18 protein-coding genes and 1 tRNA gene are annotated in these 21,112 nt (G+C 44.1%); 13 read left to right on the forward strand and 6 right to left on the reverse strand.

Going from position 1 to position 21,112, the window contains the following annotated elements; genetic code table 11:
• Positions 1 to 37: 37 nt before the first annotated feature.
• Both AAIR98_RS02475 and AAIR98_RS02480 read left to right on the forward strand, forming a co-directional pair.
• Positions 38 to 112 (forward strand) — tRNA-Glu (locus AAIR98_RS02475).
• Positions 113 to 160: 48 nt separating this feature from the next.
• Positions 161 to 640 (forward strand): hypothetical protein, encoded by a 480-nt coding sequence (locus AAIR98_RS02480; protein ID WP_423970668.1) that lies wholly within the window; start codon positions 161 to 163, stop codon positions 638 to 640.
• Positions 641 to 994: 354 nt separating this feature from the next.
• Here the strand turns inward: AAIR98_RS02480 and AAIR98_RS02485 are convergent, their stop codons facing one another.
• Entirely contained in the window at positions 995 to 1,333 is a 339-nt protein-coding gene (locus tag AAIR98_RS02485; protein ID WP_423970669.1) for a DUF4156 domain-containing protein, read from the reverse strand.
• Between the two features lie 57 nt (positions 1,334 to 1,390).
• On the reverse strand, positions 1,391 to 2,392 hold the full coding sequence (locus AAIR98_RS02490) for a PH domain-containing protein (RefSeq protein ID WP_423970670.1): 1,002 nt from the start codon (positions 2,390 to 2,392) through the stop codon (positions 1,391 to 1,393).
• 630 nt (positions 2,393 to 3,022) lie between these two features.
• Here AAIR98_RS02490 and ychF point away from each other — a divergent pair.
• The 6 genes from ychF to gpmA all read left to right on the forward strand — a co-directional run bounded on the left by ychF (position 3,023) and on the right by gpmA (position 9,596).
• Entirely contained in the window at positions 3,023 to 4,096 is a 1,074-nt protein-coding gene (ychF, locus tag AAIR98_RS02495) for a redox-regulated ATPase YchF (RefSeq protein ID WP_423970671.1), read from the forward strand.
• A gap of 147 nt (positions 4,097 to 4,243) precedes the next feature.
• The gene (gene rlmD, locus AAIR98_RS02500) at positions 4,244 to 5,449 is read left to right on the forward strand and encodes a 23S rRNA (uracil(1939)-C(5))-methyltransferase RlmD (protein ID WP_423970672.1); all 1,206 of its coding nucleotides are present in this window, start codon (positions 4,244 to 4,246) and stop codon (positions 5,447 to 5,449) included.
• A gap of 17 nt (positions 5,450 to 5,466) precedes the next feature.
• On the forward strand, positions 5,467 to 5,820 hold the full coding sequence (locus tag AAIR98_RS02505) for a hypothetical protein (protein WP_423970673.1): 354 nt from the start codon (positions 5,467 to 5,469) through the stop codon (positions 5,818 to 5,820).
• Complete coding sequence (locus AAIR98_RS02510; RefSeq protein WP_423970674.1) at positions 5,817 to 8,159, forward strand: ATP-dependent helicase; 2,343 nt, start codon at positions 5,817 to 5,819, stop codon at positions 8,157 to 8,159. Before AAIR98_RS02505 ends, AAIR98_RS02510 begins: the two co-directional genes overlap by 4 nt.
• A gap of 38 nt (positions 8,160 to 8,197) precedes the next feature.
• The gene (locus AAIR98_RS02515; RefSeq protein ID WP_423970675.1) at positions 8,198 to 8,749 is read left to right on the forward strand and encodes a prepilin-type N-terminal cleavage/methylation domain-containing protein; all 552 of its coding nucleotides are present in this window, start codon (positions 8,198 to 8,200) and stop codon (positions 8,747 to 8,749) included.
• Positions 8,750 to 8,849: 100 nt separating this feature from the next.
• The gene (gene gpmA, locus AAIR98_RS02520; protein ID WP_423970676.1) at positions 8,850 to 9,596 is read left to right on the forward strand and encodes a 2,3-diphosphoglycerate-dependent phosphoglycerate mutase; all 747 of its coding nucleotides are present in this window, start codon (positions 8,850 to 8,852) and stop codon (positions 9,594 to 9,596) included.
• Positions 9,597 to 9,658: 62 nt separating this feature from the next.
• On the opposite strand, the gene AAIR98_RS02525 is transcribed toward gpmA, so the two are convergent.
• Entirely contained in the window at positions 9,659 to 9,883 is a 225-nt protein-coding gene (locus AAIR98_RS02525) for a hypothetical protein (protein WP_423970677.1), read from the reverse strand.
• 172 nt (positions 9,884 to 10,055) lie between these two features.
• On the opposite strand from AAIR98_RS02525, the gene AAIR98_RS02530 reads away from it, so the two are divergent.
• A complete protein-coding gene (locus AAIR98_RS02530; protein WP_423970678.1) occupies positions 10,056 to 10,553 on the forward strand; it encodes a pilin in 498 nt (165 codons plus the stop codon).
• Positions 10,554 to 10,605: 52 nt separating this feature from the next.
• Here AAIR98_RS02530 and dnaE read toward each other — a convergent pair whose 3' ends face one another.
• Entirely contained in the window at positions 10,606 to 14,112 is a 3,507-nt protein-coding gene (gene dnaE / locus AAIR98_RS02535) for a DNA polymerase III subunit alpha (protein ID WP_423970679.1), read from the reverse strand.
• A 94-nt stretch (positions 14,113 to 14,206) separates the two neighbouring features.
• Here dnaE and AAIR98_RS02540 point away from each other — a divergent pair, with 94 nt between their 5' ends.
• Genes AAIR98_RS02540 through mutL form a run of 3 tightly spaced genes read left to right on the forward strand, consistent with a single transcriptional unit; the run spans position 14,207 to position 19,135 of the window.
• On the forward strand, positions 14,207 to 14,749 hold the full coding sequence (locus tag AAIR98_RS02540; protein ID WP_423970680.1) for an NUDIX hydrolase: 543 nt from the start codon (positions 14,207 to 14,209) through the stop codon (positions 14,747 to 14,749).
• On the forward strand, positions 14,749 to 17,307 hold the full coding sequence (gene mutS, locus AAIR98_RS02545; protein ID WP_423970681.1) for a DNA mismatch repair protein MutS: 2,559 nt from the start codon (positions 14,749 to 14,751) through the stop codon (positions 17,305 to 17,307). Before AAIR98_RS02540 ends, mutS begins: the two co-directional genes overlap by 1 nt.
• Entirely contained in the window at positions 17,300 to 19,135 is a 1,836-nt protein-coding gene (mutL, locus tag AAIR98_RS02550; protein ID WP_423970682.1) for a DNA mismatch repair endonuclease MutL, read from the forward strand. Before mutS ends, mutL begins: the two co-directional genes overlap by 8 nt.
• A gap of 59 nt (positions 19,136 to 19,194) precedes the next feature.
• Here the strand turns inward: mutL and AAIR98_RS02555 are convergent, their stop codons facing one another.
• Positions 19,195 to 19,923: an ankyrin repeat domain-containing protein gene (locus AAIR98_RS02555; RefSeq protein ID WP_423970683.1), complete on the reverse strand. Its 729-nt coding sequence runs from the start codon at positions 19,921 to 19,923 to the stop codon at positions 19,195 to 19,197.
• A gap of 84 nt (positions 19,924 to 20,007) precedes the next feature.
• Positions 20,008 to 20,610 (reverse strand): SagB/ThcOx family dehydrogenase, encoded by a 603-nt coding sequence (locus AAIR98_RS02560; protein WP_423970684.1) that lies wholly within the window; start codon positions 20,608 to 20,610, stop codon positions 20,008 to 20,010.
• Between the two features lie 78 nt (positions 20,611 to 20,688).
• On the opposite strand from AAIR98_RS02560, the gene AAIR98_RS02565 reads away from it, so the two are divergent.
• Complete coding sequence (locus AAIR98_RS02565; protein WP_423970685.1) at positions 20,689 to 21,090, forward strand: hypothetical protein; 402 nt, start codon at positions 20,689 to 20,691, stop codon at positions 21,088 to 21,090.
• The last annotated feature ends 22 nt before the right edge of the window (positions 21,091 to 21,112 follow it).

Raw genomic sequence — 21,112 nt, forward strand, 5'->3', positions numbered from 1 at the left:
TGGTAAAATATATATAGTAGTTTTATAACCGTTTTATGCCTCCTTCGTCTATCGGTTAGGACATCGGATTCTCAATCCGAGAAGAGGAGTTCGATTCTCCTAGGAGGCGCCAATTTAGAAACCCGCACAGCAATGTGCGGGTTTTTTGTATACTATGGATATGAAAAAAAGCATAATTTTATTTTCTTTTGCTTTGTTAGCATTTGCTTGCACAAAGGCAGAGCAGCAGGAAACGAAGCCTCTTCAAAGCAACACATATCCTTGTGGAATGAGCTTTTCCCATTTTGCCCCGCTTGAGCCTCAGAAACATGGAAACACAGGTGATTTTATTGTGCATTTTGCCAATGAAAAAGATTACACGATGATATACATGTGCAATAAGGAAATTTCCCCATTAATTCAGTCTCAAATGCAAGACTCTAAAAACGCACAGTATAAAAAAAATATTAAAGGTAGGAATTGTTTTAAGACAGATTGGGAGCATTCCGAGGGGAAAAATAATTTTTATACAAACCGTGTTTTATGCGACAACAACGGGGTTCAGGAAAGTTTGAAAATAGAAATTCCTCTTTGGAAAGACAATGTAAAAGAAACAAAAAAATTATCTGAGACAATTCTCTCTACAATTAGTTTTCAATAAAACTTGTTGCATGCTTTCCATAATTTAGATAGAAGTCCAATACCTCAGCATAACACAAAGTTCTAATCGTATCTACCAAGGGGCGTATATTTAAAATACCCGGCAATTTGTGCCGGGTATTTTAAATATACGCCTCCTAGGTTTGAATCTAACCCTAGCCCCTTCAAGGGGCGGCCGGAGCAAAGCGCAGGCGGGGTACCAAAAAGAGGGCAAAACAGCCGTTTTGAGCAAAGCGAAAAGTTTTGCCCGCCTTTGCCTTAGGCAAAGGCGATTCTCCTGGGAGGCGTCAATATAAAAAAGACCACCTTTCGACAGGTGGTCTTTTTTATATAATTACGATTTAGAAGTTGCTATTTAAAAGGAAGTGCAATTATAGGCAATACCTGTTACAGAGTGAGAAGGCTCCACGCCTAAAAGACCTCCGGAGGCATTGCTATTTAAAATATAAACGGCATTCCCGCCCATCTTATATGTTTTATTTTTCAAATCATTCATTGCTCCGCGCGCAACAGTATTGGCGGTATGCTGAATGGCGCCGGTTTGTTTGCCTGTTATATCGCCCAAATATTTACACTGGTTTGCTTGCGGAGCTACAGGTAAAATTCGTACAACTTCTGCACCTGATTTCAGATTTTTAGCACCACAAGCAGCCAATAGCATAATTGCGGGTAGTAGTATTAATAATTTTTTCATTTCAAATCTCCTTTTTAAATATATTTTCAAGACCAAAATCACCTTGTGCAAATATTGCTAAAAATTAATGCCGCTTTTTAAGGTTTCATTATATAAAAGTATATACGTTCTATGAAAATAGAGGCTATATAGTTGTTCTTGCCCATTTTTAACGGTTTTTATTTCAGTTGAAAACAAAGTATTAGGTACGCTTATTTTTATATCATCGCATTCCTGTTCTTTTACACGTATTTCCTGAAGTAAAACTTTTTCAACAACATCTTTAGTGAGCTTATTCATACCGCCATCAAAATCAGATACCGTATATGCAGCTTCAAATTCAAACTTGCACGAGGCCCCGTAAACACTGCTTATCTTTTTTTTGTACTCTTTGGTATTAGACGCTCTTTTTTTACCATCGATACTCCATGCGCTGTCATCTGTTTTGGAAAAAGTTATCAATGGTCTTTGCCTGACTTCTGTAACTGTTTGTTGCGGGCGCGCCGCTCCGCGCGCAGGAATAGATTTTAAAATGCCTGCTTGCTCTAGAACATACTCCAAATAATACTCCGGAAATACTACCTGTATTGGTTTTTTAGCGCCTGTAAATGTGACTACAAGCTTTGCTTCATTAGTGTTTACATATTTACTTTTTTCGCGTTTCTCTGACATTTTGTTCTTTTCGTAAGCATAAATCAATTCATCCACAGTTAAAACTGCATATTGGGTTTTATACCCCAGAAAACCTTTTTTATACACAAAATCAAGCTTGCTACCTTCTATATCCGCACCGCTGTAGATATCATCACTAAGTATGTGCACGGAAAATAATGCTTTCTCTGCGGGATTAGGGTCAAAAGCCTTTTTTTTCGTTTTTTTGTACTGCATATGATAAATAACAGGTTCAAGTTTGGAGATATTTTTATCAGAAAAATCCATTAAGTTAATTTTTGAAAATATCATAGTTTCGCCGGAAGTAGTAACTCCCATTTCATTTTTGGATTGCGGGTTATCAGACGCAGCATACAACTGCGAAAACATTAACATATACATTAAACTCAATAAGAATAATTTTTTCATGATTTAAATTTCCTCTCTTCAGTCTTTTATATAACGGAATTAGTTGGAATTTTATTGCCTAACAACTCTTCTCTAATTATATATGATTTTATCCTAAACTCATTTATATAGTTTTTGTTAAAGGAGTATTCCGTTTTGTTTTTTTGCCTGTTGGGTTTGCAGTTATACTCTGAAATGCGCCAATTGCCCTGTCTGCCCGCTAGCCATGAAGCCCTGAATATTTTAAATATACGCCCCTAGCTTTGAATCTAACCCTAGCCCCTTCAAGGGGCGGCCGGAGCAAAGCGCAGGCGGGGTACTAAAAAGAGGGCAAAACAGCCGTTTTGAGCAAAGCGAAAAGTTTTGCCCGCCTTTGCCTTAGGCAAAGGCGATTCTCCTGGGAGGCGAAATTTCATGGAGTTGAAATAAAAGGTTAAACCCAATACCCAGTTAGCTTTTTGTATAATTAAATATAGTGTAGATTGTAAAAATAGAAGATATACATTTTTTTGTACGCAAGCATTATTGTTTATTCTACGCGTTTATTAAAATACCTTTAACACAAAATATAAAATGTGTCTGCTGCAGGATAGTAATTTGAAACCCTGGGGCGGAAGTTTTATTTAAAAATAATTATCGGAGTCAAACGAAATGGAAATAGGAATAGTAGGTTTACCAAACGTAGGAAAATCCACCCTTTTTAACGCTTTAACATGCGCCGGGGCCGAGGCCAGCAATTACCCCTTTTGCACAATTGAGCCTAACGTAGGCATCGTGGCCATACCGGACAGACGTTTGGACCGCTTACAAGTTGTTTTTGGTCCGCCTAAAAAAACACCCGCCGCAATTAAATTTGTGGACATCGCCGGCATTGTAGAAGGCGCCAGCAAAGGCGAAGGCCTGGGCAATAAATTTTTAGCAAACATACGTGAAGTGGACGCTATTATTCATGTAGTAAGGCTTTTTGACGATGAGAACGTGACTCACGTTATGAACTCGGTCGACCCGCTGCGCGACGTGGAAATTATAGAAACGGAACTTATGCTTGCGGACCTTGAGTCCGTTGAGCGCATGCTGCCCCGCTTAGAGTCCGCCGCCAGGGGGAATAAAAAAGAAGCTATCCTCCAGCTGGAAACGCTTAAAAAAGTTAAAAAATGTCTTGAAGACGGCAACCAGGTTGCCTCACTGGGGCTTAGCGAAGAAGAGCTTAAGGAATTTCAGTTTTTAACCGCCAAACCTATGCTTTACGTTGGCAATAACTCAGAAAAACCCAACAAAGAAAACGCCGAAAAACTTGCCGCCTACGCCAAAAAGAACAACGCGGGCTTTGTAGAGCTTTGCGTAAAGTTTGAGTCTGACATAGCGGAGCTTTCAGATGAAGAAAAACAGGCTTTCTTGGCCGATATTGGCAGCGAATATACGGGCCTTGAGAAAATTGTGCGTGAGGGTCTTAAACTGCTTAACCTGTGCACATATTTTACGGCGGGTACGGAAGTTGAAGTACGCAGCTGGCTTATCCCCGTAGGCTGCGCCGCGCCGCAGGCGGCCGGCAAAATTCATACTGATTTTGAAAAGGGCTTTATCCGCGCGGACGTGTACAGCTTTGAAGACATAGACAAATGGGAATCAGAAAAAGTGCTCAAAGAAAAGGGCCTCATACGCTCCGAGGGTAAAGACTACATAGTAAAAGACGGCGACGTCTGCCTATTTAAGGTAAACCCGTAACAATAGTCGTATTTCCAATTGTTTTCCTCTCCCTCTTAGGGGAGAGGAGTAAGGTGAGGGTATTGAACACAAAATGTACACAACAATACGCCGTACAGCAAGCCTAACTCTCTCAAGTAACGCGATATTAAAAATATAAGGTAATAAATGACACACAAAATTTGTAAACATTTTGGTTTTTGCGGCGGGTGCCAGACTATGGACCAGCCATATGAACAGCAGGTAACTGTTAAAAATGGCGAGCTTAAAACACTCTTGGCCCCCTATTGGGATAAAGAGATCTTAGTTCATCATTCCCCCACCATAGAGTATTACCGCAACAAAATTGAAATAGGTTTTTGCCGCCAGGTTTTGTGGAAGCACCCTTTTGATAAAAAAGTTAAACGTGATAAAACAGAACCGCTTGACTTTGAAAACGCCGTCGGTTTTAAAGTAAAAGGCCGCTGGGATAGAGCGGTGGATATACAAGACTGTCTAATTTTTGAGCCGTACCTTATACCGCTGCTTAACGCTGTGCGTGCCTGGGCCAAAGAACAAAATTTAGATTATTATGACCAGCGCAAACATACGGGCACACTGCGCAATATCATGATGCGCCAAGGCAAAAATACCGATGAGCAAATGATAGTGCTTATAGCGGCCAATGACAACTTTGATACGGCGGGGTTCGCACGCGCGGTAGAGTCGGTGTTGCCAGCCGCCAACATTCTTTTAGCCGTAAATGACGGCGTGGCCGACGTGGTAAAAATGCAGGACGCCAAAGTACTTAAAGGCGCCGGCACTATTAAAGAAACAATAAAACTGGAAGACGTCGCCCCGGTGTTCACATTATCCGCCCAATCGTTTTTTCAAACCAATACACTGGCGGCGCAGCTTATGTATCAGCGTGTGCGCGATATTGTAAAAAAATTAAGCCCCAAAACCATTTATGATTTTTACGGCGGCGCGGGCAGCTTTAGTTTAACCTGCGCGGACCTGGTAGAAAAAAGTTTTTGTATAGAGTCCGTGCCCGAGGCGGTTGTTGACGGCGCGGCAAACGCCAAGCTTAACAATATAGAAAACGTATCTTTTGTTTGCGACAAAGTGGAAGATTACGTGAAGAAAAACAAACTCAGCGCAAATAACTCGCTTATTATTATAGACCCCCCCAGGTCCGGCATGCACCCGGCGGCATGTGCTGCAATAGCGGGCGCGGGTGCGCCGAACATTGCGTATATTTCCTGCAACCCGGTAACATTGGCCAAAGATTTAGAAGAGCTTACAAAGTATTACGAAGTAAAAAATGTTGAAGCGTTTGACTTCTTTCCAAACACAAAGCATATTGAAACATTAGTAGAATTAAAACTTAAATAGTTTTACAGGAGGGTAAAATGAACCTGGTAATTATACTGTTAGCTTACTTTTTTCTGTTTTCTGTAGTTTACGCGGTGGCGTCATTTTTGCTTTTAACTTATGAAAAAGACTATTCCCGCTCTAAAATAAAGCTTTTGTTTTTTTTAAATACACTTACCGCAATCGCGTGGACGGCTGTGTTGGCTTTCCCGGCGGAGAATCAAAGGCTTGTTTTTACTTTTATATTTATTCCGTCTGTCATAATAAAAGCTGCGTGGTATAGCTATAAGGAAACCTCTTTAAGTTTCAACGCTATGCTAGGCGTATTTTTACTGATAGAAGTTTTTGTTATGATTACAGTTGGAATTTTGGACATGTTAATTAGAATATGAGTTTAGAACATCTTACACACAGCCTTAACCCGGCGCAGAAGGAAGCTGTTGAATATAACGGCGGGCCGTGCCTTATTATAGCCGGCGCGGGCACGGGCAAAACCAAAACCCTAACTACCAAAATTGCGGGGCTTATAGAGAGCGGCGTTAACCCCAGCCGCATTCTTGCCGTAACATTTACCAACAAAGCCGCGCAGCAAATGCGCGAGCGTGTAGAGGCGCTTATGCCCGGTACCGGCGGCAGAGTGTGGATACACACGTTCCACAGTTTTGGCGTGCGCCTGCTCAGGCAAAACGCGGCGGCCCTAAAACTTACTAAAGATTTTGTTATTTACGACGATTCCGAACAGAAAAAAATAATAACCATGATACTGGAAGAGATGGGCCAGAAAGACGCTAAAAAAGAAATTAACCAGTATATTTCCATGATTTCCCGTGCTAAAGACGATATGATTGACCCGGAGTCTTTTGCTATTTCCGCCTTAGCCTCCAACTTAGATTTTAAAATAAAAGCGGCCGAGATTTATAAACGTTACCAGGCTAAGCTTAACGCCGCCGGCGCGCTGGACTTTGGCGACCTTTTGGTAAAAACGGCCGAGTTACTTAAAAATCACGAGGAAATAAGAGAGTACTACCAAAACTTTTTTCAATACGTTCTGGTTGACGAGTACCAGGACACCAACCACACACAGTACATGATTACCCGCACGCTTGCCTATAAACACCGCAACCTTTGTGTAGTGGGCGACCCTGATCAGAGTATTTACTCCTGGCGTGGCGCGAATATAAGAAATATTTTAGAGTTTGAAAAGGACTTCCCGGACGCCAAGGTTATCACGCTGGAGCAAAACTATCGCTCTACCCAAATTATTTTAGACAGCGCCAATAAACTTATTAAGAAAAATAAAAAACGTAAAGATAAAAGTTTATTTTCGCATAAAACCTCCGGCGAGCCTATTGAAGTGCGCGAGCTGCTGACAGAGGGCGAGGAAGCCCGCTGGACAGCGCAAAATATAGCAAACCTTATTGAAGAGGGCGCCAGCCTAAACGACATCGCCGTCTTCTACCGCACCAACGCGCAAAGCAGAAACTTTGAAGACAACTTCCGCCGTTACCAATTGCCATACCGCTTAATAGGCGCGGTGCGCTTCTATGACAGAAAAGAAGTTAAAGACGTGCTGGCATATTCCCGCGTGCTGGTTAACCCGGCCGATACCGTCAGCTTACTGCGTATTTTAAACACGCCACGCCGCGGCCTTGGCAAAACGGCCGAGGATAAATTTTTAGATTATTCTAACCAAAACCACATCACGCTTTATGCCGCTTTACAGCGCAACGCTTTTGTAGAGGGGCTTACGCCTACGGCACGCCGCGCGGCGCAGGAATTTATTAACCTTATGGATACCTTGCGCCTGGAATTAACCGTAGTAGGGCCCACGGATATTATTAATAAAATTTTAACGCTGTCAGGCTATTGGAAGAGTATTGAAGACGAGGTGGAAAAAGATATTGAGGCCGGCGCCCGCCTGGACAACTTGCAGGAACTTGTAAACGCCGTAAAAGAATACGAGGAACGCTGCGGCCGTATGGATAAAGAAGCGTCACTTTCAGAATTTGTGCAGGAAATATCTTTAATAACCGGGGCCGACCAGTCCGAAGACCAAAGCGCCGGCGCGGTTACTCTTATGACGGTGCACTTGGCAAAAGGGTTGGAGTTCCCTAATGTATTTGTGTCGGGCTTGGAAGAGGGTTTATTCCCGCTGTCCAGTAAAGATGACGATGATTTGGAAGAAGAACGCCGCCTTTGTTACGTGGCCATGACACGCGCCAAAGACCGCCTGCTTATGACCTACGCCAGCACACGCAGAATATTTGGCAAAATGTATACCAATTTACCCTCACGCTTTTTATTTGAAAGCGGTTTACTTACAGAGGAAGCCATGGGCCCGCTTGTGCGCCAGGAACAGCCTAAATATACAGATTATAAAACAAAATACGGCGGAAGCTTTGGCCAAAACAAGCCGCAGTTTAAACCCTCTTTTGGCGCTAAGAAAAAAGAAAAAGACTATGACGTGCACGGCTATGAAATAGAAGACAGTGAAGATTACAGCGCGCCAATAGGACGCAGCGCAAGCTCTGACATGGGCGGGGAAACTCCGGCAGTTCACGTTTCCGCCGCTGGCCCCAAAGTGGGCGGCAGAGTGCGCCACGGCGTATTTGGCGAGGGCAAAATAGCGTCTATCGCGGGTTCAGGCGAGGCTGCCAAAATTACCGTTATATTTTCCAACGGTGTGCGCCGCACATTTATGCTCAAATACGCTCCACTTCAATTATTATAATTTTTGCTAAAATAATAAGACCTAAAAAAGGAGGACTTATGAAAAATTTACAATCGCGCCGTAGCACCTTAGGCCGCGTCGTAGCGCAGCGAAGACGGGTAGTGAAGGCGGAGGGTTTTACATTAATTGAACTTTTAGTAGTAGTTTTAATCATAGGCATACTTGCCGCAATCGCGCTGCCGCAGTATACAAAAGCGGTAGAAAAATCCCGCGCGACAGAGGCGCTTGTTAACGGCAAAAATATTTCTGACGCCGTGCAAAGGGCCATGCTGCAAAGCGGTCCGGAAATTTGGCAGCCGCCTTATAAAGACCTTATAGATATAGACCTTAGCGGCGGCACTTGGAATAGTGATGGCGGCTTTTATATTACAAAACACTTTGTTTATAGAATAGAAGATTGGGATTTTGTTAACATTTATAGAGTGAATAACGGTACCGAGGTGGACTTTTATGACAACACTATGTACGAGCTTACATTCTATCAGCCCGGCGAAGGCTATACCGACCTGAGAACATGCACCGTTTATAATGAAAAGTACAGGTCTATGTGTAAAACTCTTGAAGGCCAAGGCTTTAAAACAGTAAATTAATATTTAAAAATAAAACACCCCCGTAATTTACGGGGGTGTTTTATTTTATATGCGCCTAATTTAATTTTAAGGTGTATAATATCAAAAAGGGGGATATTTTATGAAAAAAATTGTACTTTTAAGGCACGGCGAAAGCACGTGGAATAAAGAAAACCGCTTTACCGGTTGGACCGACGTAGATTTGACCGAAAAAGGCGTGATGGAAGCATATAAAGCGGGGGATTTGCTGCAAGGGGAAAAAATAGTATTTGATAAAGCGTACACGTCTTACCTTAAGCGCGCCGTAAAAACGCTAAACTGCGTGCTTGACCGCCTGGACCAAGACTGGATACCCGTGGAAAAAGACTGGCGCCTTAACGAAAAAAGCTACGGCGTATTACAAGGTTTAAATAAGACTGAGACGGCCGAGAAATACGGCGCGGAGCAGGTGCAAATATGGCGCAGAAGCTACGACGTTGCGCCGGACGCTATACCTGGGGACGACCCGCGTAACCCGCGCCTTGATGTGCGTTATAAAGACGTGGCGGACGCTGAGCTGCCCAGGACAGAATCTCTCAAAGACACTATAGAGCGCATTTTGCCCTACTGGAAGGAAACTATATTTCCTAACTTAAAAACCGCCGACAACCTGCTTGTTGTAGCGCATGGCAACAGCCTTCGCGGTATAATAAAATATTTAAAAAATATTTCAGACGATGAAATAACGCATCTTAACCTGGCCACTGGCATACCGTACGTGTTTGAGTTTGATGATAGTTTTAAACTTACGCACGACTATTTTTTAGGCGACCAAGACGAAATTAGAAAGCGTATTGACGCCGTGGCCAACCAGGCTAAAAAGAAATAGAAATATTTGTATAAAAAACAAAACCCCCGTCATAAAACGGGGGTTTTAAAAATTAGGCCGGCTTATTTGGCGTTAACCATTTTAGCTCTTGAAACGTCACCTTTCTTGTCTAAGAAATAGAGGTAACCTTTTTCTTTTTTAATGCCTGTTTTTTCAACTTTCTTTGCTTTACCGCCTTTTTTGCCGCCGCGTGCCATTTGTACTTTAGCAACGTCGCCGTCTTTGTCGATAAAATAAAGGAAGCCGTCTTCGCGTGCTACACCTACTTTAAGAACTTTTTCTGCCATAATATTTTCCTCCTGGGAAATTACTTCTAAATTACCTTACGACAAAAGTGTAATAAATATTATAAAACTTTGCAACAGGTATTTTCCTCTAAGAAAAAAGGGCTTTGCGTCTGAGCGGTTTTTTAGCATAAATATGATAAAATGGAACTAACTTAACATTTTGAGGAAAAATATGAAAAAATTTCAATCGCGCCCTATAGCCGCTAAGGCGGCCGGGTTCACTCTTATAGAACTGCTGGTTGTAGTCTTAATTATAGGCATACTGTCCGCCATAGCGTTGCCGCAGTATACCAAAGCGGTAGAAAAGTCCAGAGTGGCGGAGGCCTTGCTGGTGGCCAACGCTTTAAATAAAGAGGTACAGGTAGCATTTGCCGACAGGGGCAGAAACATGAGCTGCAGAAATTTTGAAGCCTTTGCCAATATGCAGGATGACCCTGACAGGCCAGGCGGGTATATTACCAAAAACTTTGAATACCGCATAAATGACTGCGGCAGCACAATAGTGGAACTGCATATAAAAAGAATAGGCAGTAAATATGAGCTGGAAATGATTTCCAGGCGTGGCGGAACAATGGACAAAACCTGCCATACTAATGAAAATCCTTTAGGTGAGACCATATGCAATGGTTTGCGTTCTGACGGGTTCGCTTATAACGACGGTTCTTTATAATAAATAGTTTTATATAAAATACCCCCCTGCTTACATTAGCAGGGGGGTATTTTTATTTCTCAAAGGTCCAGGCGCCGCTGCCTATAGAGTTTTCTATATGTTCAACCAATGCCTTATGCAGTATTATTGTGTGGCGGCTGCGCAGTGTATAGGGCGGCTGGCTCTCATCCTCGGCGGGAATGTTGAAATAGACTTCTGTTATGCCTTTGCCGCGCTCGAGTAGGGTGTTTAATATACGTAGGTTTGCCTCTGAATAGTCTTTAGGCAGGCTTATGGTTACCTTGGTGGCGCTTTGCGCTATTACGTTGACTATGGTGGAAATATTGCTTACCATAAGCTCCGTCCTGGCGCTTTCCGCGTCTGTCTTTACGTCCGCCAGCAGTACCACAATGGCGTTATTTTCTATTTTGTCTGAAATCTCGGCATATACTCTGGAGTAGGCGTTGGCCGTCATTTGGCCAGTCTGGTCTTCCAGTATAAACTGCGCCCAGTCTTCTTTACGTTTATTCTGGCGTTTTTTAACACGGGTAATAATACCCAGTATGCTTACGGGGCCCTGTATATTTTTTTCAAAAATATCATTTATGGTTACCAGCTTCATTTTCCCAACATGGTCTTTATATTTAGCCAGCGGGTGGCCGGACAGGTAAAAGCCCAAAACTTCTTTTTCAAACTCTAACAGTTGGTCTTGCGTAAGCGGGCGCACTTTGTGCGGCTTAAATTCCTTTTTAACGCTTACTATGGCGGACATGTCGTCGCCAAATAAACTGCCTATGGAGGACTCTTTTTCTTCTTTTATTTTGGCGGTTATGCTTAATAACTCTTCCATTTCGTCCAGCATTTGCGCTCTGGCGGCGTTGGGTTTTACTTCGGGCATCAGGCAGTCCATAGCGCCTGCTTTTATTAAACTTTCTATAGTTTTTTTGTTGGCGGCCTTAAGGTCTATGCGTTCCAACATGTCCTGGAAAGATTTAAACGGTTCTTTGCCTCTGGCTTCCACTATGGTGGCGGCGGCCTCGGTGCCTACGTTCTTTACGGCTTCTAAACCAAAGCGTATAACTTCTTTGCCGTCTATTTCTTCTACCGAGAAGTTGGACCTTGAGTGGTTAACATCAGGCGCTAAGGTGGCGTAGCCCATTCTCTTGGCTTCTTCTATATAGGTAACAATTTTATTTTCTTTATCGTCGGACCCTATAGCGTTGTGCCCAATCTCGTTAGTAAGGGTGGCGCACATAAATTCCACGGGGTAATTAGCCTTAAGGTACGCCGTTTGGTAAGACACCAACGCGTAAGCTACGGAGTGAGACTTGTTAAAACCATACCCGGCGAACTTACTCATTTGCTCAAAAATCTTGTCGGCCATTTTGGCGTTAATCTTATTAACGGCGCAGCCCGCCACAAAGCTGGCTCTGGCCTTTTCCATTTCGTCCACTTTCTTTTTACCCATGGATTTACGCAGGCTGTCGGCCTGGCCGGGGGTAAACCCGCCAAGAGATTTGGAAAGTTCCATAATCTGTTCCTGGTAAACCATGGTGCCGTAAGTTTCTTTAAGTATAGGCTCCATTAAAGGCGAGTCATACACCACCTTTTCCAGCCCCGCCTTACGGCGGACAAAGCTTTCTAACATGCCTGATTCCATAGGGCCCGGGCGGTACAGGGCGACAAGGGCGGAAATATCGCTAAACTGGCTGGGGTTAAGCCTTTTTACCAGGTCACGCATGCCGCCGCTTTCTAACTGGAATATGCCAAGCGTCCTGGCTGAGGACAACAGTTCATAAGTTTTTTTATCGTCCAGCGGTATATGGTCTATGTCTAAATCTATGTTGCGCAGTTCTTTAAGTAGTTTTACGGTGCCCTCAATAATTGTTAGGGTGCGCAGGCCTAAAAAGTCTATCTTCAAGAGTCCCAGGTCATCGGCTAAAATTGTGCCTTCGTATTGTGTGGTAATAGCTTCGCGCGATCCCCTTGCCAGCGGGGTGTAGTTAGACACTTCTTCACGGGTTACCACTATACCGGCGGCGTGTATGCCGGCGTGGCGTTTAAGGCCCTCTAATTTTTTGGCAAATTCAAAAAGTTTGGCGGTTTGCTGGTTATTGTTTATTTCCTGCTTTAACTCTTTTACGTCTTCTATGGCGGAGTCTATTGTGGTGCCAAGGTCATTGGGTATCATTTTGGTTATACGGTTAGAGTCCGCCACGCTTATACCCATAGCGCGCGCCACGTCTTTTACGGCCATTTTGGCTTTCATGGTGCCAAATGTAATAATCTGCGCCACGTTTGTCTGCCCGTATTTATTGCGCACGTATTCTATAACCTGCTCACGGCCGGAATCTGAAAAGTCGATATCCAGGTCAGGCATGCTTAAGCGGTCTGGGTTAAGAAAACGCTCAAACAGCAGCCCGTTTGTAATAGGATCTACCTTAGTAATGTTTAAACTGTACGCCACTATAGAGCCCGCGCCCGAACCTCTGCCCGGGCCGACAGGTATATCCTGCGTTCTTGCGTAGTCTATAAAGTCCGCAACGATTAAAAAGTAGCTGGAAAAGCCCATCTTGTTAATAACGCCAAGTTCGTAGTCCAAACGGTCCTGGTAGTTTTGCGGTATTGTGCCGCCAAGCTTTTTGGCCAGGCCTTCGGTGCATAAATGTGTGAAATAGGTTTCCATATCCGTATAAGACGGCGGTATATCAAAAACGGGCAAAACAAAGCCTGATTTGGGCATGACCAGGTTGCACTTTTCGGCCACTTCAAGGGTGTTTTTTATGGCTTCTGGCGTGTGGGAGAATAGCTCAGTCATTTCCTCCGCGCTTTTAAAATACAACTCGTGCGTTGTCATTTTCATGCGGGTAGGGTCTTCTAAGGTTTTGCCTGTGGATATGCACAGGTGTATGTCGTGCGCCTGCCAGTCTTCTTTTTTCTCGTAGTGGCAGTCATTGGTGGCCACCATGGGTATGCCTGTGATTTTGGATACTTCTATAAGTTTGGGCAGTACCAGGGTTTCTTCTTCAATACCATGGTCCATCAACTCTATATAATAATTGCCTTTGCCAAGGATAGATTCATACGTTTTGGCCATATCGCAGGCGGCGCCTATGGTGGAGTTAAGGCAGGCCTGCGCAACTTCGCCCTTTAAACAGCCGGACAGGCCTAAAATACCATCGTGGTACTGTGCTAAAAGTTCTTTGTCTATACGGGGGTGGTAGTAAAAGCCGTCTACCCACGCCTTGGACACCAGCTTCATTAAATTCTGGTAACCTTGAAAATCTTTAGCAAGCAGGGTTAAATGGTGGGTTTTATCAATGCCTTTTTCTTTATTTGTATGCTTACCGCTGGAAATGTAGACTTCACAGCCCACAATAGGCTTAATGCCTGCGGCTGTTGCGCTTTTGTAAAAGTCTATGGCGCCGTACATATTGCCATGGTCTGTTAAAGCCATGGCCTTAAACCCGTCCGCCGCTACTGACTTTAAAAAGCGTGAGGGGCCCTTTTCAGACAGTCTAAGCATGCCGTCTAAAAGGGAATATTCGCTATGGTTATGTAAATGTACAAATTCTGCCATGGGTTCCTTGGTTTTCTTATTAAACTATATATAAAAAGGGGGGTTAAAATGTATAATATAAATAATATTTGCTATATATATTAATTTTAAAACTATGCCTAAACATTATAATAAATTAAAAGAAGTTAAGCTTTCCGGCAAACCTATTTTCCGTGGTGTAGTGGGTTTTAACCTTGATACGGTAAAACTTATTAACGGCACCACCGCCACGCGCGAGTATATGGTACACCCGGGCGCCAGTGCCGTTTTACCTATAACCAATGACGGCAAAGTAGTGCTTGTGCAGCAATACCGCTACCCCGTAAAGTCAACCACCTGGGAAATACCTGCCGGTAAAGCCAAAAAGGGCCAAAGCCCGTTAGCCTGCGCCAAGGCGGAACTTAAAGAGGAAACCGGGTATTCGGGCAAAGTAAAAAAACTTATCTCCTTTCACCCGTGCTGTGCCTTTTCTGACGAGCTTTTGCATGTTTTTATAGCCACTGACCTTAAGGCCGGCAAAACCAACCCCGATGAGGACGAGTTTTTAAACGTGCGCCTGTTCCCCTTTAAAACAGCTTTAAAAATGATAGAAAAAGGCGAAATTAAAGACGCCAAAACTATAATAGCCCTAACAATGTATAAAAATATGGAGAAGTAATGAGAGACCCCAGCACGCTTACCCCTTTAATGCGCCAGTATTATGATATAAAAGAAAAGAACCCCGGCATAATAATATTCTTCCGCCTGGGCGATTTTTACGAAATGTTTGACGATGACGCGCGTGAAGCCAGCAAAATTATGGGTATAGCTTTAACCGCCCGCGGCGGCGTGCCCATGTGCGGCGTACCGTACCATGCCGGGGCAAATTACATAAGCAAAATTATTAAAGCGGGCAAAAAAGTAGGTATTTGCGAACAAGTTGGCACGGGTGAGGGTAAAAGCAAGCTTTTTGAGCGCAAAATAGTGCGTGTCATTACCCCCGGTACCGTTATAGAAGATAATATGCTTGAAAGTAATATAAGCAATTATCTCGTTTCGGTTTTTGTGCATAAAAAAGGGTGGGGCGCTGCCGCGATAGACGTGTCTACCGGAGAATTTTGGGTAACGCAAGACGATGACGATATTTTACTTAACAATCTTTCCTGCATGCTTGCGGCGCTTAATCCCGCCGAAATACTTTTAGATAATGAAACGCTGGACGCTATTAACACCAGCATGATACTGCCCGGCACCGTGGCAACAACAATAGTTTATAGAGAAGATTCCAAACAAATCCCCGCCAACTGGCCGGCGCAGGCGATGTGGGCGCAAAAATCAACCGCTCTTGCAGCAGCGCTCACCGCCATAAAATATATTAATGTTAACGAGCCTGGGTTTAAAGACATTCTTATTCCTTTTTACAAAGAAATTTCCAACTATTTATCTTTAGACGAAAACGCCGTGCGCACGCTCGAGTTAGTACAGGGCAGCGCGGGCGGGCGCAAAGGCAGTTTGTGGGACCATTTAGATTTTACCGCCACCCCCATGGGCAGCCGCAAGTTAAAAAACTGGATTTTAAACCCGCTTATGGACGGTAATGAAATACTTGCCAGGCAAACCTGCGTAGCCAATTTTTTTGAAAATGAAACAGCCGCCATTGAGCTGGAAACAATTTTAAAAGACATAAGCGACATTGAACGCATAATGAGCCGTGTTGGCACAGGCAATGCCAGCCCCCGTGATTTGGCGGGCCTTTCGCGCTCTATAGCCGTACACAACAGGCTTAAAATTTGGTTTGACACTTATGGCGACGCAGTGCCCGCTGTTAGAAACAGTATTCTTAAAAATATTGTAACTATAGAAAGTTTGTCAGATTTACTGCAGCAAGCTATTGAGGAAACCCCGTCTATAAAAATATCGGACGGCGGCATAATAAAACCGGGTTTTAACTCTGAACTGGACGAATTAAGGGCCATACAATCAGGCGGCAATAAAACCTTGGCAGAGCTTTGCGAACGTGAAAAAGAAAAAACGGGGATTCCTACACTAAAAGTGGGGTATAACTCTGTTTTTGGTTATTATATTGAGGTAAGTAAGGGGCAAGTTAATAAAGTACCTTACAATTACACCCGTAAACAAACGCTTGCCAACGCCGAACGTTTTATAACAGAAGAACTTAAACAGATTGAAGATAAAATTTTACATTCGCAGGAGCGCATACTGCGCCTGGAAACAAGCTTATTTGACGAGGTGCGCAAGCATTTAGCCGCGCATATAGAAATTTTGCGTGCTTTCGCCTCCGCCGTGGCGGAGCTGGACGTTTACAGAACGCTAGCCCACGCCGCCAAAATATATAAATTTACAAAACCCGTTATTACAAACACGGACATATTTTTTGCCCGCGATGTACGCCACCCTGTTGTGGAGGGCAGTTTGCCGCCGGGCAGTTTTGTGCCAAATGATATTAACCTGGGCACTGATACTCAAATAGCCATTATCACAGGCCCCAACATGGGCGGTAAAAGCGTTTACCTTAAGCAAAGCGCCATACTTGTGATACTGGCGCAAATGGGCGGCTTTGTGCCCGCAAGCGAGGCGCAGGTTGGCATAATTGACAAAATTATGACGCGCATTGGCGCGCAGGACGCTATCAGCCGCGGTCAAAGTACTTTTATGGTGGAGATGAAAGAAACTTCACATATACTGGCCTCAGCCACGCCAAAAAGTTTGATACTCTTGGACGAGGTTGGCAGAGGCACGTCTACATTTGACGGTATTTCCATAGCATGGGCTATAACGGAATTTCTGTATAAAAAATCCGGCGGGCCAAAAGTGCTTTTTGCCACGCATTATTTTGAACTGACGGACCTGGAAAATAAATACCAGGGCATTAAAAATTACCACGCCGAAGTGCAGGAATATAAAGACGCGCAGGGGCAAAGTAAAATAGCTTTCCTCTATAAAATAAAAGAAGGCGCCGGCGATAAATCCTACGGTATACACGTGGCGGAACTGGCGGGCTTACCCGCTTCCACCATAGTACGCGCTAAAAAAGTTTTAAAAGATTTAGAGTCTAAGCAAGGCGCGTCCGTTTCTAAAAAGGAGCAGGATATGGTGGTAGATTTATTTTCCAGCCCGATAGTGGAAGAAATTAAATTGGCCGACCCGGCCGCCATGACGCCGCTGGAAGCCCTGCAAATGATAACCGAGTGGAAAAAGAGAATAGATAATGACTAAAATTCAAATTTTAACAGAGTCAGTAGCGGCGCGTATAGCGGCGGGGGAAGTGATAGAACGCCCGGCAGGCGTGCTTAAAGAACTTTTAGAAAACGCCATAGACGCCGGCGCAACCACAATTAATATTGATATTGAAAACGCGGGCAAAACTTTAATACGCGTTAACGATAACGGCGCGGGTATGAATAAAGAAGACCTGTCGCTTTCAGTTCTGCGCCACTCAACAAGTAAAATAAAAGATTATGAAGATTTAGACAGTTTAGACACTTTTGGTTTTAGGGGGGAGGCGTTGTACTCCGTCGCGTCAATTTCCCGCCTGACAATTAGCAGCGCGACTGACGGCGGGCAAGGCAATAAAATTATTGTGGACGGCGGCAAGGTTGTTGAACAGTCGCCCGCGCCAAATATTAAAGGCACGACGGTAGAAGTGCGTGATTTATTTTTTAATACGCCCGCCCGTTTAAAATTTTTAAAGTCAGACGCTTATGAGCGGGGGCTGCTGCTTAAGGTAGTGGAAGAATCCGCCCTGGCTAACCTTAACGTGGCGTATAACGTACGCACGGACGGTAAAGCCGTTTACGCTTTGCCCTCTGGCACGGAAGACTTTGACAAAGCTGTTATAAAACGCGCACAGGCAATTTTGGGCGAAGAGGTTGCCGCTAATTTAATAACAATTAAAAATGAAAATTATGATTTTAAAGCGTTTCTCACACCCGCCAGCAGTTTGGTTTCACTGCGTGATTTACAGTTTTTCTTTTTAAACCGCAGGCCGCTCACCAGCAAAACTTTACAGCAGGCAGTGTATAAGGCGTACCAAGGTTCCCGCGCCAGAGACAAGCACCCGGCGTTTATAATTTATATGCAAATGCCCGCCACGGATTTTGACGTTAATATACACCCGCAAAAGCGCGACGTTAAATTTTTAAAAGAAAACGCGATTTTTGGTTTTATAATGAACACAATTGAACGCCATTTGTTTGGTGCGGCTGTGCCGCCGCAGGTTAGCGTTACGCCAACGGCCGCGCCCGTGCAAATGGAGTTCCCCGTTAAACCGCCGCCGATGGAGTCCGCCTATAAACCGCTAAGCGCTGCTGCGGAAAGCGTGTTCTCGGGTGCGCCGCTTAAAAAAGATTTTATAGTAAAAGATTTTGAAGAGCCTGTGACCTATAACCCCAACCCGCAGCCGCAGCAGGACGAAGAAGACTCTTCCGTTTTGCAGACCGCCGCCCCCGCTAAAATGCCCAGCTGGTGGCAGGGCCCGTATAGATATTTAGGCGCGGTACACAAAAGTTATTTGATTTACGAGACTGAACCAGGCATGATAATAATGGACCAGCACGCCGCGCGTGAAAGAGTGCTGTATGAAGCGTACATGAGAGAAATGGAAACTAACACGCTTGGCGTACAGCCGCTTATGTTCCCCGTGCATGTTGACCTGCCCGCCAGCAATATTGAAACGCTGGTATTGTGGGCGGATTGGCTGAAAACGGCCGGCTTTGAATTATCACAGTTTTCTCCCCGTACAATTTTGGTAAGCACGGTGCCAAATATTTTTAGGTTTAAAGAAGACAACCTGCGTGAGTTTATAATAAGCCTGGCGCAAATTGTGGGCGACCCTTTAAAAAGCACGGACGAACTTAAAAAGAAAACAGTTGCCATGCTGGCGTGCAAAAAATCTATAAAAGCTAAAGAAGACATAAGCACAGCTGAGGCCGACCGTCTGATTATAGACCTGTCTATGTGTGAGGACGGCATGCACTGCCCGCACGGCAGGCCCGTTATGATTGCTATTACAGGCGCGGAGTTAGGTAAAAAATTAGGAAGATAAAATTGATAAAAATTAAATTTGAAGTTTTAGTTTGTTCCCCCGGCTTGCCGGGGGATTTTTTACGGGGTTAAAAGTTTAATGGCCGCCTTAGCGTCTGTTTGGGGTGTTAAATTGCGTGTTGCTATATCTAAAGCAAGTTCGCCGTTTTCATCTTTTACGCGGGTATCCGCGCCGTTAGATATTAGCAGGCCTATAGCCGCCGGGCCCTCGCGCGAGCCAACCATCTGCGCCGCCAAATGCAGCGGCGTGCGGCGGCGGGTTGTTTGGGCATTTGGGTTAGCGCCATATTCTAAAAGCAATTTAATTTTACCGCTGTCGGCGTTAGAGGCGGCCTCGTGTAGCGGCGTAAAACCGTAAGCGTCCGCCACTTCAATAGTTGCACCTGCTTGCAGCAAAATTTCTATTATATTTAGTTCTTCTTTATTATTACCGTTCCAGCCCGCGGCTGCGTGCAGCGGGGTTATTTTATTTTGCCCGTAAACCAGGTTAACTTCGGCGTTTGCACTCAGCAATTCTTTTACTATTTCAATATTTCCTTGTTGTATGGCCACGTCCAGCGGCGGGTTGCCGCAGGCGTCGGGCGTGTTTATAGATTTTAAAGTTTTTTGGTTTTTTAACAGTTCTGCTAAAGTATTTAAATCATTGTCATATACGGCATGTGCCAAGGGGGAGTTGGGGCAATAGTCCGGAAACTCCTTCCATTCCGCAGTTATAAAAAATAGTGCGGCGCCCAAAAATATGGCAATGCCCGCGGCTGCCGCCAAAAATATAAAAAATATTTTTTTCATTAAAATTATTACTCCTGTTTGTTCTTTTTTCTAAAAGATGCCACAGGTTTATTGTCCTGGGGGGCATATGTTTTATTTATATCCTTATTTTTTATTTGTTATTTGGGCGGGGTAGCCGACTGGGTGGTTAAGCAGCATTTGCTGGCCTTCTTTAAGATTTAATATTTTTCTAAATTCTTGCTGCGGCATTGACATTCTAGGTACTGTGGCCAGGCCCATGCCTGCGGCGAATAAAGAAATATTTTGCGATACTATACCCGCGTCTATGGCGGCGTATTGTTCGCCCTCTTTAGCATTGGCCACAAGTATTAAAGTAAGAACGTTAAACTGCCTGCAGTTGCTCTTAGACACGGGGACAAGTTTATGCTCGTGCGCATTGTAAAAGTAGGCGCCGTCATCACGGCAGACATAAACGTCTATTTCCTGCCTGTTCATGGCGCTGGGCGCGGTGCGTTTGCCGTCGTCACGGTTAACACCGTTGGCGGCCCAGAGCAGGTTGGAAAGCGTTTGCAGGTCAAGCTGTTTGGCTGAAAATTCTCTTACAGATTTTCTGTTGGAAAAGGCTTTCATTATATTGTCGCCTTTTGTTAACTGCGGTTTGTTTAATTTTATTTCCTGCAAGTCCGCGGCGGCAAGCGGCACTGCGGCCCAAGCCAGTATTACTGCTGTTTTTATAATATTTTTCATTTTATCCCCCATAGAGTAATTGTATATAAAAACCTATAAATAAGTATAATAAAATATTAGATTGCACAGGAGAAAGCAATGAATAAAATGTTACCCCTTTTAGCTTTAGCGTTTTTTATGCTGGCGTGTGCCAGCGCACAAGATTACGGCACCGTTATCAGGACATCGCAAACACAGCACACAATAACTTCTAAAAGCGATAGCGAGTCAGGCGCGTTATCTAAAGCTTTAAAAGCGTCTAAACTGGCTTGTAAAGAGGCGGGTTATAAAAGCGGCGCCTATATAGTCAACAGCCAGGAGGCAAAATACACAGGCATGTTTGGCAGCGGCGCACAGCAAAAAACAGTTTCTACCGTGCTTGGCGTGGCCAGTTCTATATTTGATAAGCCGGCAAATAAAGGTGTTTCAGTATCGGGCGTTAAACATGACCTTACTGATGACACGCATGAAGTAAAACTGGTTATTACCTGCCAGCAGTAATTTATTTTAGATTTAATTAAAA

Source organism: Elusimicrobium simillimum (genome assembly GCF_049639735.1).
Classification (GTDB): Bacteria; Elusimicrobiota; Elusimicrobia; order Elusimicrobiales; family Elusimicrobiaceae; genus Elusimicrobium; species Elusimicrobium simillimum.